Here is a 12,811-nt window from a genome sequence, read left to right on the forward strand (position 1 = left end):
GGCCACGATAGAACGCCAGTTCGAGCACGCGATATCAATCAGATAACCTACTTAGCTATCCTACCTGCACTTACGCTGCCGCTGAGCGCGCCAGGACGGCCACCATGAACCCATTGTCGTCGGTGAAGGGTCGTAGATCCCACGTCGACCAGCGCTGCTCCATCCGCAGGCCCGCGCGCTCGGCCTCGGCATCGAACTCCTCGCGGGTCCAGCCGCGATCCAGGCCGAACCCCACGACGAGCCTCCCCACCGCACCGCCTGACCCCTCGCCCGCCGGCGCGATCCGCGCGGCGAGGTTGGTCAGCACCGCGGGTCGGTCGGCGGGGTCGACGAACGCCAGCACATTGCCCGCCGACACCGCCAGATCGAACGGTCCGGCCGCCCAGCCGTCGTCGGCGAGATCGGCGACCACCCACGTCGCCTCCGGACAGGCCTCGCGCGCCCGCTCGATGAGGTACGGATCCAGGTCGACTCCCGTCACCCGGTGGCCACGCGCGTGCAGGTAGATGCCCATCCGCCCCTGCCCGCACCCCACGTCGAGGATCCGGGCGCCGCGCGGAGCCATGGCGTCGACGAGCCGCGCCTCACCGTCGATGTCCACCCCCTCCGCGACCATGTCGTCCCAACGCTGCGCGTAGTTGCGCGAGTGCTCGGGGTTGGCGGCCACGATGTTCTTCCAGGTCTGTGTCATGTCGCCAGTATGGACCCGCACGAGGGTGCGGCGCGCTCGCGCGGGTGAGCGCGGCCGGAAGAACAACACGGGGCGACGACGACAACGCCGTCCACACACCGGCCCGACACTGTCGGAGGTCTGGGGCACGATGGGCGTCATGACCTCCACCCCCGCCTCCGCCAGCACCACCGCCCCCGACCGCGCGGCCCTGCGTTCCCGGGCGGACGAGCTTCTGTCCGCCCTCGCGGGTCCGGGCGCGACGCTGCGCGAGGACCAGTGGACGGCCATCGAGGCACTGGTCGCGGATCGGCGTCGTGCACTGGTCGTGCAGCGCACCGGCTGGGGCAAGTCGGCCGTGTACTTCATCGCTGCCCGCCTGCTGCGCGAACTGGGCTCCGGGCCGACGGTGATCGTCTCGCCGCTGCTGGCGTTGATGCGTAACCAGGTCGAGTCCGCGGCACGGGCCGGGGTCCGGGCGGCCACCATCAACTCCGCCAACATGACCGAGTGGGACGAGGTCCGGGCGTCGGTGCGGGCCGGCGAGGTGGACGTGCTGCTCGTGAGCCCCGAGCGGCTCAACAACCCCGATTTCCGGGACACCGTCCTGCCGGCGCTGGCCGCCGATGCGGGGCTCGTGGTGGTCGACGAGGCGCACTGCGTGTCGGACTGGGGTCACGACTTCCGGCCCGACTACCGGCGGATCCGGACACTGCTGGCCGACCTCCCCGAGGGCGTGCCCGTGCTGGCCACCACCGCCACGGCCAACGACCGGGTGGTGCGGGATGTCGCCCAGCAGCTGGGCGTGGGTACGCCGGGGGCCACGGGTTCGCCGGGCCACCCGGACACCCTGGTGCTCCGCGGCGGTCTCGACCGCGAGTCGCTGCATCTCTCTGTGGTATCGATCGACGACTCGGAGAAGCGGGCCGCCTGGCTGGTGGAGAACCTCGAGACACTGCCGGGCAGCGGGATCATCTACTGCCTGACCGTCGCGGCGGCCCAGGATATGGCCGAGCTCCTCACCTCGGGCGGACACCGGGTGAGCGCGTACACCGGACGCACCGATGCGGACGAACGCGAAGAGTTGGAACGCGCGTTGTTGGACAACGAGGTCAAGGCGCTCGTGGCCACCTCCGCGCTGGGGATGGGCTTCGACAAGCCGGACCTGGGCTTCGTGGTGCATCTGGGAGCGCCGCCGTCGCCGATCTCCTACTACCAGCAGATCGGCCGTGCCGGCCGCGCCGCGGACCGCGCCGACGTGGTGCTCATCCCCGGGCCGGAGGACCGCGCGATCTGGAACCACTTCGCTTCACTGGCGTTCCCGCCCGAGGACGTCGTGCGTCGGGTGCTCGACGCGCTCGCGCCGGATCGGCCACAGTCCACGCAGGCCCTCGAACCGGCCGTGGACCTGGGACGGACACGCCTGGAGATGGTGCTCAAGGTTCTCGACGTGGACGGCGCGGTCCAGCGGGTGCGCGGTGGCTGGGTGGCCACCGGGCAGCCATGGGAGTACGACGCCGAGCGATACGCGGGACTGGCGGAGGCACGGCAGTCCGAGCAGCAGGCGATGCTCGAGTACATCCGCACCGCCGGCTGCCGCATGGACTACCTGCGCGCTGAACTCGACGATCCCACGCTCGACCCGGCCGCCGGCGGGTGTGGACGCTGCGACAACTGCACCGGGCAGCGGCGCGAGACCACCGTCGAGGAGGGCGCGCTGACCCGGGCACGGGAGGCGCTCGAACGTCCCGGCGTGGTGCTCCCACCGCGACGCCAGTGGCCCACAGGGCTGGCGAAGCTCGACATCCCGCTCAAGGGCAAGATCGCTGACGGGCCCGCCGAGGGCCGTGCGCTCGCGCGATTGACCGATCTCGGGCTCGGGCAGAAGCTGCGGGCGCTGCTCGCCGAGCAGGACCAGGACGCCCCGGATTGGCTCGTCCGGGCCTGCGTTCCCGTGCTGCGCGAGTGGGGCTGGGATGAGCGGCCCACCGGCGTCGTCGCCCTCCGCACCGGCGAGCATCCTCTACTCGTGTCGAGCCTGGCCCGCGCGCTGTCGCAGATGGGGCGGATGACCTACCTCGGCGAGCTCACCCGCGACGAGGCACTGCCGCCGGTGACCGCCCAGAACTCGGCCTACCGGGTGGCCCAGCTCTGGGGCACGCTCGCCGGGCCGGCCACCTCGACGCAGGGTCCGGTCCTGCTCGTCACGGACGTCCTCGACACGGGTTGGACCGTCACCGAGGCCTCCCGCCACCTTCGCGAGGGCGGCGCTTCGGTCGTCCTCCCCTTTGCTGTGGCCGCGGCGACCTGACCGTATCCGGAGAAAATTCTCCGGACTGGATGTCGATTCCGGGCAGAGTCGATCGTCATCATCCGAGCCGGTCGAGAGTCGACCGATCACGAGGAAGGATCACCCCATGCGATATTCACTTATTTTCCATGCCCCGGAGCTCGACGAGAGTGGGCCACGCCCCACCGACGAGCAGATCGCCGAGATGCAGCAGCTCATGAACGACTACGTCACGGCACTCACCGACGCCGGTGTCCTGATCTCCGCCGAGATGCTCGAGCCGACTTCCGCGACGACCACCGTGACCCGACGGACCGGCTCGACTGTCATCGAGGACGGCCCATTCGCCGAGGTCAAGGAATCGCTGGCCGGGGTTTTCGTACTCGAAGTGGCGGGCCACGACGCCGCGTTAGCCTGGGCGGAGAAGTTCCCCGGAGGCTCCTACGGGGTTGTCGAGATTCGCCCGGTCGCAGTTTTCGCGGACCACGATGGCTGGCAGACTCCCTGCTCCCCGGAATGATCGCGCACCTCGTCCGGAACGCCCGACCACGCTTGCTCGCCATCCTCGCGGCCCCGGACGGAGACCTCACCGCGGCCGAGGACGAGTTCGCCGACGCCGTGGAGAAGGCACTGCGCGAGTGGCCGACGACCGGCGTACCCGCCAATCCCGAGGCGTGGCTGTTCACTGTAGCCCGGAGCCGACGTCGCGACGGGCGGCGGGGAGCTGCACGGACGAGGTCGCGGATTGACAAGCGCGGAGAGTTCGTACCACTCGACCGTCAGGACACGACGACATGGCGACGACATGGGACCTCCGCCGAGGCCTACGCCCGAGCAATCGCCCTGACGACAGAGCCGACTGCGCGGCGGCACCTCGAAGCCGTTCGCGCGACTGGCCTCCGCTACCGGCGACGACGCCTCTGCTCCGGCCATGTGACCGTGCCGGCCGCGGCGAAGCGGCGGACCGAAGTCCCAATGAACGCTCCCGGCGCCATACTCGGTCGGTCGACCGATGTCGGAACCGCGCACGAGCATGCCGGCCGCTACGGGAGCTGCCGCAGCCACGATCACATCGTGCAATCGCTCAGAACTCGCGGGCCATCGCGCGGCCGGCCTTGAGCCCCGAGAAGATACAGCCGCCGAGGAACGTGCCCTCGAGCGAGTTGTAGCCGTGCACGCCGCCACCGCCGAAGCCGGCAACCTCGCCCGCCGCATAGAGCCCCGGGAACGGTTGCCCGTCCTCGGACACGCACTGCGAATCGAGCGTGGTCTCGATCCCGCCGAGCGTCTTGCGGGTCATCAGGTGCACCTTGACCGCGATCAACGGCCCACCGGAGCCCGCCGCGGACCCCTTGCCCGGCCCGGAATCGGCGAGCAGACGATGTGGCTTGGCCATCCTTGTGAGCTTGTCGGTGAACACACGACGGGCGTTGTGGATCGCCTGGACCTGAGCGTCCTTGGCGAACGGGTTGTCCATCTGCCCGTCCATCGCCAGTACGAACTCTCGGACCTTCTCCAGATCCAGCTCGGGCTCGTCCTCGTTCACCAGCTCGTTCATCCCGGCCACGAGTTCCTCGATGGAGTCGGCCACCACCCAGTCGACCCCCTTCTCGGTGAAATCGGCGATCGACGGCGGCAGCCCGCTTCCTGCCTTCGAGGCGAACTTCTTGAGACTCTTGTCGGTCAGCTCCGGGTTCTGCTCGGACCCCGACAGGATGAACTCCTTGCCGGCGATGGACGAGTCGAGGATGAACCACGAGTAGTCGTGCCCGGCTCTGCGGATGGCCTCGATGGAGGCGGTGGTGTGGTAGCCGGGGAACAGCGGCACGGGCATGCGGTCGCCGTTGCCGTCCAGCCACAGGGTGGACGGGCCGGGAATGATCCGGATGGCGTGCGAGGGCCAGATGGGCGCGAAATGGGCCACGCCCTCCGTGTAGTGCCACATGCGGTCCCGGTTGATCAGGTTGGCGCCGGCGTCCGCGGAGATCTCGAGGATCCGCCCGTCCACGTGCTCGGGGACGCCCACGATCAGGTCTCTCGGTGCCTCGCCGAGCTTGGCGGTGGGCCAGTACTTCCGCACGAGATCCGGGTTGCCGCCGATACCGCCCGACGACAGCAGCACCGCTTTGGCGCGGAACTCGAACTCGCCGGTCTCTTCGCGGGGGGAGGCCACGCCGCGGTCGAGGTCGCAGGGCACCAGCGTCGCGCCGCGCACGCCCACGGCGCGGCCGTCTTCGACCACGATCTCGTCCACCCGGTGTCGTACGGCGAACCGGACCCGACCCTCCCGGGCGGCGTCGCGGACGGGCTCCTCGAATACGCGCACCACCTCCGGGCCGGTCCCCCAGGTCACGTGGAAGCGCGGGACGGAGTTGCCGTGGCCGTCGACCTCCCCGCCGCCGCGCTCCGCCCAGCCGACGGTGGGGACTATCCGCAGCCCCAGATCGTGGAGGTACCGGCGCTTCTCTCCGGCCGCGAACTCGACGTAGGCGCGCGCCCACTCGAGCGGCCGCGCGTCCTCGGGGCGGTCGAACGCGGCGGAGCCGAGCCAGTCCCGCCAGGCGAGTTCGAGGGAGTCTTTGATCCCGATCCGACGCTGTTCGGGGGTGTCCACCATGAAGAGCCCGCCGAGCGACCAGAAGGCCTGGCCGCCGAGGTTCTTCTCGTTCTCCTGGTCCACCACCAGCACCGTCTTGCCCGCACGGCTCGCCTCGTAGGTGGCGACCAGCCCGGCGAGCCCGTGCCCCACCACGATGATGTCCGGCTCGAACCCCGGCTCGGGCGCGGGCAGCGGGCCGGCGTTGGCCGCGCGCGACGTCGACGGCGGCTGCCACGCGGGGTAGACGGGGTGGACGGGCCTGGCCTCGCCCGTGGTCCGGCCGGGGCGGGATGCGGAATTGGTCATGGGTCCAGTGTGCCCCGTCACCCCAGCAGATACCGCAGGTATCTCTCCGGCGCCTCGAGATACCTGCGGTGGTGGTCGACCATCGCCAGGTCTTCCCAGCGGGCCCGGTGCATCCCCGAATCGGAGAGTTCGTAGACGGCGGCGCCGGGCACGGAGGCGAGGATCGGCGAGTGGGTGGCCATCAGCACCTGCGCACCCCGACGGTCGGCCAGTTCGAGCAGCAGCGCGACCAACCTGAGCTGCGCGTCGAACGACAGTCCGGCCTCGGGCTCGTCCAGGACGAACAGTCCGCCGCCATCAAAACGCGAGGTCGAGAGGATGTCCCAGAACGACTCCCCGTGACTGCGAGCGTGGAAATCCCGCTCCGGGCCGCTGGACTGCAGATAGGTGAACATGCCGTGCATCGTCTCGGCGCGCAGGAAGTACCCCCACTTCGACGCCGACCCGCCCCGCACCAGTCGCAGGGACTCGTGCAGCGGCGACTCCGAGGCCCAGGTGACGTCCCTGCCGTTGACGGATCCGCCCTCGGCGCCCAGCCCGTACGCCATGGCCACGGCCTCGACGATCGTCGACTTACCGGTCCCGTTCTCGCCCACCAGCACGGTGAGGTCGTCGAGTTCCAGACCGTCGCGAAGCAGGTGCACTACGGCGGGGATCGAGTACGGCCAGCCCTCCGTCGGGACCGCGAGACCCGGGGCTGCCGAGACGGACACGACGGGCCGGGGGTCCAGCACGGAGTCATGGCGCACGTGGCCACGGTACCGTTCCTGCCATGCGTATCCACCAGCTCAACTGCGGCACCATGGCGGGCATCTCCCCCACTCGCGTCCTGCTGGTGGAGGCGCCGGGCGGGCTGGTGCTGGTCGACTCCGGCATCGGTCTGCAGGACATCGCGGATCCGGCCGGTCGGCTGGGTCCGCTGCGGCACCTCGTGCGACCGGCGCTGGATCCGGCGGAGACGGCTGTACGCCGCATCGGGGCGCTGGGCCTGGACCCGCGCGACGTCCGACACATCGTGCTGACGCATTTCGATGTCGACCACATCGGCGGCCTGGCCGACTTCCCCGACGCGACCGTGCACGTCACCACGCAGGGTCTGACCCGGGCGGTGCGCCTGCCGCGGTTCGTCGAGCGTCGCCGGTACCGCCGCGCCCAGCTGGCGCACGGGCCGACCTACGCCGAGTACGAGTTCGGGTCCGACAGGTGGGAGGGGTTCCGCATGCTGCCTCTGGACCACATCGCCGAGGGGATGAAGTTCGTCGATCTGCCGGGCCACACCACGGGTCACGCCGGCGTGTTCGTGCCGGGTGGCGCGGGCGCCGGCCACGATGACGACGACGAGACACCCGTCGGCAAGGACATCCTTCACGCGGGCGATGCCTTCTATCACCGCGGCCAGATCGACCTGTCGGTCCGGACACCTGCGGTGATTCCCCTCCAGGAGCGGGCGTTCGCTCTCGAGCCGGGCGCGATCGCGATGACGCACTCCGGGCTGGCCGCACTCGCGCGGCGACGGGCCGACTCCCTGGACGTGGTGTGCGCGCACGACCCCTCGGGGCCCGGGGGCTTGTGATGGTCAGGGTCCGAGAGACCGCCTGGACCCCCGCCGAGCGCACCGCCCCGGACCGCGATCCGGCCGAGCGGGCCGCCGCCCTGGCCGGGTTGATGCGGGGCCGCCGGACGGTGATCGTGACCGGCGCCGGGATCTCCACCCCGTCCGGGATCCCCGACTACCGGGGCCCGGACTCCCCCGGCCGCACCCCGATGACGTACCAGCAGTTCGTGGGCGATCCCGGCTTCCGCCGTCACTACTGGGCCCGCAACCACCTGGGCTGGCGCCACATGGAGGCCGCCCGCCCTAACGCGGCACACCTGCTGCTGGCCGACTGGGAGCGTCGTGGCCTGGTCTCGGGCGTCATCACCCAGAACGTGGACCTGCTGCATCTCAAGGCGGGCAGCCGCCGGATCGTGGACCTGCACGGCACGTACGCGGTGGTCACCTGCCTGAACTGCGGGGCCCGCCGCAGCCGGTGGGCGCTGCACGATGACCTCGAGGCCCTCAACCCGGACTTCGCCGAACGCGTAGCGTCACGCGGTGCGATCGAGGTGGCCCCCGATGCGGACGCCGTCCTGGACGACACCGCCGACTTCCGGATGGTGGACTGTCCCGGCTGTGCGGGGATGCTCAAACCGGACATCGTCTACTTCGGCGAGAACGTCCCGGCCGCCCGTGTGCAAGAGGCGAACGCTCTGGTGGACGAATCCGACGTTGTCGTCGTCGTCGGATCGTCTCTCACCGTCCGGTCCGGATACCGGTTCGTGCGGTGGGCGGTGACCACCGGCAAGCCCGTCGCGGTTCTCAACCGCGGGCGCACCCGTGCGCACGACGAGGCAACCCTGACCATCGACGGCGACTGCGTGGAGGTCCTCGAGCTCACCGATGCCGCCCTGCCGGATCCGGCGTGACCGGCGAGGAGCACACTAGGGGTATGCAGATCGCGACGACACCCGAGACAGCACTGGCACGACTCCTCCGCGGAAACGCCCGCTACGTGGCCGGAGAGAACCTCAACGAGCACCAGGCGCCCTCGCGCCGCGCCGAGCTCGCCGGACAGCAGAACCCGTTCGCCCAGGTCTTCGGCTGCTCCGACTCGCGCGTGCCCGCCGAGGTCGTGTTCGACCAGGGGCTCGGCGACCTGTTCGTGATCCGCAACGCCGGCCACATCGTGGACCCGTCGGTGCTCGGGTCGGTCGAGTTCGGGGTCGACGCGCTGCGCATCCCGCTGACGCTGGTGCTGGGCCACACCTCGTGCGGCGCGGTCGGCGCGACGATCAAGGCGGTCGACACGCACTCCACACCGTCGGGCTATCTGCGTGACGTGGTGGAGCGCATCGCGCCAGCCGTGTTCGAGGCGCGACGTGACCCGGAGGCCGGGTACCAGGACATCGTGATCGAGAACGTCCGTCAGACCGTCACCGCGATCCGCGAGAAGTCGGCCGCTGTCGACCGCGCGATCACCGAGGGCCGCACCGCGATCGTCGGTGCGCTCTACAACCTCGAGGAGGGCACGGTGACCCCGGTCCACACCGAGGGACAGGTCGACGGGCTCTGAGAATCAGAGGGCGACGAGGTCGTCCGCGTGCACCAGGGGGCGGCCCTGCCCCGCGGCGGCGCCGGACTCCCGCTCGGCCAGCCGGGCCCGGACCTCGATCGAGTCGTACTGGGCGATGCCCCGGGCCACCGCTCGACCGGCCTGGTCGTGCATCTCGATCACGTCCCCGAAGTGGAACAGGCCCTCGACCCCGGTCACGCCGGCCAGCAGTAGCGAACGGCGTGCTCCGGTGATCGCCCGCACCGCACCGTCGTCGAGCGCCACGGAGCCGCTCGTGTCGGCGGCGTGACGCACCCAGAACCGGCGCGCCGACATCCGCTCGGGGCGCGGCGCGAACACCGTGCCCACTCCCGGTTCGGCGGCGAGGGCCTCGGCGGCACGCTCGGCGGCCGTGAGAAGGACGGGCACCCCGGCGTCGGCCGCGAGGCGGGCTGCGGCGAGCTTCGAGGCCATCCCTCCGGTGCCCAGCGCACCGCCGGGGCCGGCGATAACGCCGTCGAGATCGCCAGCTCCGCCGACCATCGTGACGGCCCTGGCGTTGCCCTTGCGTGGATCTGAGTCGTACAGCGCATCGACGTCCGAGAGCAGGATGAGTGCGTCGGCACTGATCAGGTGTGCGACGAGGGCCGCCAACCGGTCGTTGTCCCCGAACCGGATCTCGTTGGTGGCCACGGTGTCGTTCTCATTGATCACCGGGACGGCGCTCAACGTCCGTAGCCGGTCCAGCGTCCGTTGGGCGTTGGCCGCGCTGTCGCGTCGCCCGATGTCGGCGGCCGTGAGCAGCACCTGCCCGACCACCCGGTCGTGCCTGGCGAACGAGTCACCCCACGCCCTCGCCAACTCCAATTGGCCGACGCTGGCGGCGGCCTGCTTGGCGGACAGGGTCGTGGGGCGCGCGGACATCCGCAGCGGGGCCATCCCGGCCCCGATCGCCCCGGAGGAGACCACGAAGACGTCCGACCCCGAAGCCATGCGGGCCTGGCAGACGTCGGCGAGGGTGTCGAGCTCGGCACGGCGGATCCCGCCGTGGAAACTCGTGATGGCCGAGGAGCCGATCTTCACCACCACCCGTCGGGCGGTCCCGATCCGGCGGCGAAGCTCCGACTCGACCGTCACTCGAGGATCTCCTCGTCCGGGTCGATGAGACCGCGACGGACGTGCTTGCGGTACTTACGTTCGGAGGCACCCACGCGATCGGTCGACTCGAAGCGCATGTCGGTGCCGCGGCCGATCCGCATGAGGTCCACGCCGGCCGGGGTCTGCGGCTCCCATTCGAACGAGACGTCACCGATCGTGACCGAGCAACCCTCCTCGGCTCCGGCCTTGATGAGCGCCTCTTCCACCCCCAGGCGCGCCAGGCGATCGGCGAGGAAGCCCACGGCCTCGTCGTTGGCGAAGTCGGTCTGACGAATCCATCGCTCCGGCTTGGCGCCGAGCACGATGAAGCCGCCGGGCTCGTCCGGATCACGCCGGATATCGAACTGGTCCGCATCGACGGCCCTGGGCCGCAGCACGATCCGCTCGGGGGCCGCGGGCGGGTTGGCCTTACGGTGGGCCTTGACCAACTCGTACAGGCCGAACTTGAGCTCGTCGAGGCCCTTGTGGGCCACCGCCGAGATCGCGTACACGGGCCAGCCCTTGGCCTCGAAGTGGCCGCGGACCATCTCGGCCATGTCAGCGGCGTCGGGCACGTCGATCTTGTTGAGCACCACCACGCGCGGCCGGTCCGCCAGGTGGCCCATGCCGGCGTCGGTGAGCTCGGACTGGTAGGCGGCGAGCTCGGCCTCCAGTGCGTCGACGTCGGAGATCGGGTCGCGGTCGGACTCCAGGTTCGCGCAGTCCACCACGTGGGCGAGGACCGCGGTGCGCTCGATGTGGCGCAGGAAGTCGAGGCCGAGGCCGCGCCCGTCGCTGGCGCCGGGGATCAGCCCTGGAACGTCCGCGATGGTGATGGTGTCGTCTCCCACCGAGACCACGCCGAGGTTGGGCGCGAGGGTGGTGAACGGGTAGTCGGCGATCTTGGGTTTGGCGGCCGAGATCACCGAGATCAGTGACGACTTGCCCGCCGAGGGGAAGCCGACCAGTCCGACATCCGCCATCGATTTGAGCTCGAGGGTGACATCGAAGACGCCGCCGGGCTCCCCCAGCAGCGCGAAGCCGGGGGCCTTACGTGAGCGCGAGGCGAGCGCGGCGTTGCCCAGGCCGCCCTTGCCGCCCTCGGCGACGACGAACCGGGTGCCGGCCCCGACCATGTCGGCGATGGGCTCGCCGTCCGAACCGAGGACGACGGTGCCCGGCGGTACCGCCAACACGAGATCGTCACCATTGGCGCCGTTTCGGTTCCCACCCATTCCGGGCTGGCCCTTTCCGGCGCGGGCGTGGGGGCGGAAGTGGAAGTCGAGCAGCGTGTGGACCTGGGGGTCCACCACGAGCACCACGTCTCCGCCGCGGCCGCCGTTGCCGCCGTCGGGGCCGCCGAGCGGCTTGAACTTCTCACGGTGCACGGAGGTGCAGCCGTTGCCGCCGTCCCCCGCGGCGAGGTGGAGGACTACGCGGTCGATGAATCTCGACATGGTGTGGGCTCCTCCTGGTGGTGGCCGGTGGGGGTCGGGTCAGTGGATGCGTAGTCCGATACTGCCCGATAAATGCTCTCGGGGGCCGGGTGGGGAGTCATCAGACCCCGCCCGGCCCCCGAGGGCGAATCGTGACTGTGGTGGCTACCGGGTCAGGCCTCGGCGCCGGCGGGCACGATGTTCACGGTCTTGCGACCACGCTTGGTGCCGAACTCCACCGCGCCGGCGGAGAGAGCGAACAGCGTGTCGTCTCCGCCACGGCCGACGCCCACGCCCGGGTGGAACTTGGTACCGCGCTGGCGGACCAGGATCTCACCGGCGTTGACCTCCTGGCCACCGAAGCGCTTCACGCCGAGGCGCTGGGCGTTGGAGTCACGACCGTTACGGGTGCTGGATGCGCCCTTCTTACTTGCCATGTCAGTCCCTCCTTAAGGGAACACGCCCGGAGGCGCTGAGCTGGTGGCCTGTACCGGCCGAGACGGGAATTACTTGATACCGGTGATCTTGACGACCGTCAGCTTCTGACGGTGGCCCTGACGCTTGTGGTAACGGGTCTTGTTCTTGAACTTGTGGATCCGGATCTTGGGACCCTTGGTCTGCTCGACGATCTCGGCGGAGACGGTGACCTTGGTCAGCGCGTCCGCATCGGAGGTGACCGAAGCACCATCGACGACGAGGATCGGGGACAGCGACACGGAGGTACCGGCCTCGCCCTCGATCTTCTCGACCTTGACGTGGTCCCCTTCGGCGACCTTGTACTGCTTGCCGCCGGTCTTGACGATCGCGTACATGGAGGGCTTCCCCTTGCTTCTCGGGTGTGCGGCCGCGCAGGGCGACCACACCGTGTGTGCGGTGTTCTTACTTGCTCGCCGACTCTCATCGGCCAGGATCGCAGACGCCCATCCCGTGGAGGACCGGCCCGCGACTCTTCGCGCAGCGACATAGCGCCGCGACGAGCGACCTGTCAAGGTTACGGTCCGGTGGCACAGCAGGTCAAACCGACCGTGCCACCGGCTCCGCGCCCCTGCGTTCAGGCGCCCCCGGGAGCGGTCGTGGACCGGGTCGCCCGGCGGCGGGCGGGACGCTGACGCGGTTCCGCGACCACTGCTGTCGGCGCCTCTGCCAGTGCCGCTGCCTCGACCTTGGCGGCCGGGGCCCCGGGTGCGGACTCCGGCGCGGCGGCCGCAACCGCGGCTCCGGCTTCGCGGCGACCGGACCGCCGTCTCGGTGATGCGAGTGACCTTCACGTTGCGCTTGATG

At 70.3% G+C, this 12,811-nt stretch carries 13 protein-coding genes; 6 read left to right on the plus strand and 7 right to left on the minus strand.

Going from position 1 to position 12,811, the window contains the following annotated elements:
• Nucleotides 1–70: 70 nt before the first annotated feature.
• Nucleotides 71–691: a class I SAM-dependent DNA methyltransferase gene (locus K3888_RS07285; protein ID WP_230929581.1), complete on the minus strand. Its 621-nt coding sequence runs from the start codon at nucleotides 689–691 to the stop codon at nucleotides 71–73.
• A 130-nt stretch (nucleotides 692–821) separates the two neighbouring features.
• On the opposite strand from K3888_RS07285, the gene K3888_RS07290 reads away from it, so the two are divergent.
• The 3 genes from K3888_RS07290 (at nucleotide 822) to K3888_RS17970 (ending at nucleotide 4,079) form a co-directional block, all read left to right on the plus strand.
• Complete coding sequence (locus K3888_RS07290) at nucleotides 822–2,981, plus strand: RecQ family ATP-dependent DNA helicase (RefSeq protein ID WP_230929582.1); 2,160 nt, start codon at nucleotides 822–824, stop codon at nucleotides 2,979–2,981.
• Between the two features lie 106 nt (nucleotides 2,982–3,087).
• Entirely contained in the window at nucleotides 3,088–3,480 is a 393-nt protein-coding gene (locus K3888_RS07295) for a YciI family protein (protein ID WP_230929583.1), read from the plus strand.
• Nucleotides 3,477–4,079 (plus strand): sigma factor, encoded by a 603-nt coding sequence (locus tag K3888_RS17970; protein ID WP_372459540.1) that lies wholly within the window; start codon nucleotides 3,477–3,479, stop codon nucleotides 4,077–4,079. Before K3888_RS07295 ends, K3888_RS17970 begins: the two co-directional genes overlap by 4 nt.
• On the opposite strand, the gene K3888_RS07305 is transcribed toward K3888_RS17970, so the two are convergent.
• On the minus strand, nucleotides 4,045–5,865 hold the full coding sequence (locus K3888_RS07305) for an FAD-binding dehydrogenase (protein ID WP_230929584.1): 1,821 nt from the start codon (nucleotides 5,863–5,865) through the stop codon (nucleotides 4,045–4,047). The two genes, K3888_RS17970 and K3888_RS07305, sit on opposite strands and share 35 nt — an antisense overlap.
• Nucleotides 5,866–5,882: 17 nt before the next feature.
• Complete coding sequence (locus K3888_RS07310; RefSeq protein WP_230929585.1) at nucleotides 5,883–6,614, minus strand: AAA family ATPase; 732 nt, start codon at nucleotides 6,612–6,614, stop codon at nucleotides 5,883–5,885.
• A gap of 23 nt (nucleotides 6,615–6,637) precedes the next feature.
• Between K3888_RS07310 and K3888_RS07315 the strand changes: the two genes are divergently transcribed.
• From K3888_RS07315 to K3888_RS07325, 3 genes are read left to right on the plus strand one after another with little or no spacing between them, the layout of a single operon-like run.
• Nucleotides 6,638–7,438, plus strand: coding sequence for an MBL fold metallo-hydrolase (locus K3888_RS07315; RefSeq protein ID WP_230929586.1), 801 nt, complete (start codon nucleotides 6,638–6,640; stop codon nucleotides 7,436–7,438).
• Nucleotides 7,438–8,331 carry a Sir2 family NAD-dependent protein deacetylase gene (locus K3888_RS07320; RefSeq protein WP_230929587.1) on the plus strand — a complete coding sequence of 298 codons (894 nt, stop codon included), beginning with the start codon at nucleotides 7,438–7,440 and terminating at the stop codon, nucleotides 8,329–8,331. Before K3888_RS07315 ends, K3888_RS07320 begins: the two co-directional genes overlap by 1 nt.
• A gap of 23 nt (nucleotides 8,332–8,354) precedes the next feature.
• Nucleotides 8,355–8,978: a carbonic anhydrase gene (locus K3888_RS07325; RefSeq protein ID WP_230929588.1), complete on the plus strand. Its 624-nt coding sequence runs from the start codon at nucleotides 8,355–8,357 to the stop codon at nucleotides 8,976–8,978.
• A gap of 3 nt (nucleotides 8,979–8,981) precedes the next feature.
• Here K3888_RS07325 and proB read toward each other — a convergent pair whose 3' ends face one another.
• The 4 genes from proB to rplU all read right to left on the minus strand — a co-directional run bounded on the left by proB (nucleotide 8,982) and on the right by rplU (nucleotide 12,342).
• Nucleotides 8,982–10,094, minus strand: coding sequence for a glutamate 5-kinase (gene proB / locus K3888_RS07330; RefSeq protein WP_230929589.1), 1,113 nt, complete (start codon nucleotides 10,092–10,094; stop codon nucleotides 8,982–8,984).
• On the minus strand, nucleotides 10,091–11,551 hold the full coding sequence (gene obgE, locus K3888_RS07335) for a GTPase ObgE (RefSeq protein ID WP_230929590.1): 1,461 nt from the start codon (nucleotides 11,549–11,551) through the stop codon (nucleotides 10,091–10,093). Before obgE ends, proB begins: the two co-directional genes overlap by 4 nt.
• Nucleotides 11,552–11,703: 152 nt before the next feature.
• Nucleotides 11,704–11,967 (minus strand): 50S ribosomal protein L27, encoded by a 264-nt coding sequence (gene rpmA / locus K3888_RS07340; RefSeq protein WP_182633316.1) that lies wholly within the window; start codon nucleotides 11,965–11,967, stop codon nucleotides 11,704–11,706.
• Between the two features lie 69 nt (nucleotides 11,968–12,036).
• Nucleotides 12,037–12,342, minus strand: a complete 306-nt coding sequence (gene rplU / locus K3888_RS07345; RefSeq protein WP_230929591.1) for a 50S ribosomal protein L21 — start codon at nucleotides 12,340–12,342, stop codon at nucleotides 12,037–12,039.
• Between the last annotated feature and the right edge of the window lie 469 nt (nucleotides 12,343–12,811).

The organism is Dietzia aurantiaca, from assembly GCF_021033825.1.
In the GTDB taxonomy this organism is placed as follows: Bacteria; Actinomycetota; Actinomycetes; order Mycobacteriales; family Mycobacteriaceae; genus Dietzia; species Dietzia aurantiaca.

What these genes read in the sequence shown, in the direction of transcription:
- K3888_RS07295 (WP_230929583.1), top strand. Translation starts at nt 3,088, where the DNA reads ATGCGATATTCACTTATTTTCCATGCCCCGGAGCTCGACGAGAGTGGG.
- K3888_RS07325 (WP_230929588.1), top strand. Translation starts at nt 8,355, where the DNA reads ATGCAGATCGCGACGACACCCGAGACAGCACTGGCACGACTCCTCCGC.
- K3888_RS17970 (WP_372459540.1), top strand. Translation starts at nt 3,477, where the DNA reads ATGATCGCGCACCTCGTCCGGAACGCCCGACCACGCTTGCTCGCCATC.
- rplU (WP_230929591.1), bottom strand. Translation starts at nt 12,342, where the DNA reads ATGTACGCGATCGTCAAGACCGGCGGCAAGCAGTACAAGGTCGCCGAA.
- K3888_RS07285 (WP_230929581.1), bottom strand. Translation starts at nt 691, where the DNA reads ATGACACAGACCTGGAAGAACATCGTGGCCGCCAACCCCGAGCACTCG.
- K3888_RS07290 (WP_230929582.1), top strand. Translation starts at nt 822, where the DNA reads ATGGGCGTCATGACCTCCACCCCCGCCTCCGCCAGCACCACCGCCCCC.
- K3888_RS07305 (WP_230929584.1), bottom strand. Translation starts at nt 5,865, where the DNA reads ATGACCAATTCCGCATCCCGCCCCGGCCGGACCACGGGCGAGGCCAGG.
- K3888_RS07315 (WP_230929586.1), top strand. Translation starts at nt 6,638, where the DNA reads ATGCGTATCCACCAGCTCAACTGCGGCACCATGGCGGGCATCTCCCCC.
- K3888_RS07320 (WP_230929587.1), top strand. Translation starts at nt 7,438, where the DNA reads ATGGTCAGGGTCCGAGAGACCGCCTGGACCCCCGCCGAGCGCACCGCC.
- obgE (WP_230929590.1), bottom strand. Translation starts at nt 11,551, where the DNA reads ATGTCGAGATTCATCGACCGCGTAGTCCTCCACCTCGCCGCGGGGGAC.
- rpmA (WP_182633316.1), bottom strand. Translation starts at nt 11,967, where the DNA reads ATGGCAAGTAAGAAGGGCGCATCCAGCACCCGTAACGGTCGTGACTCC.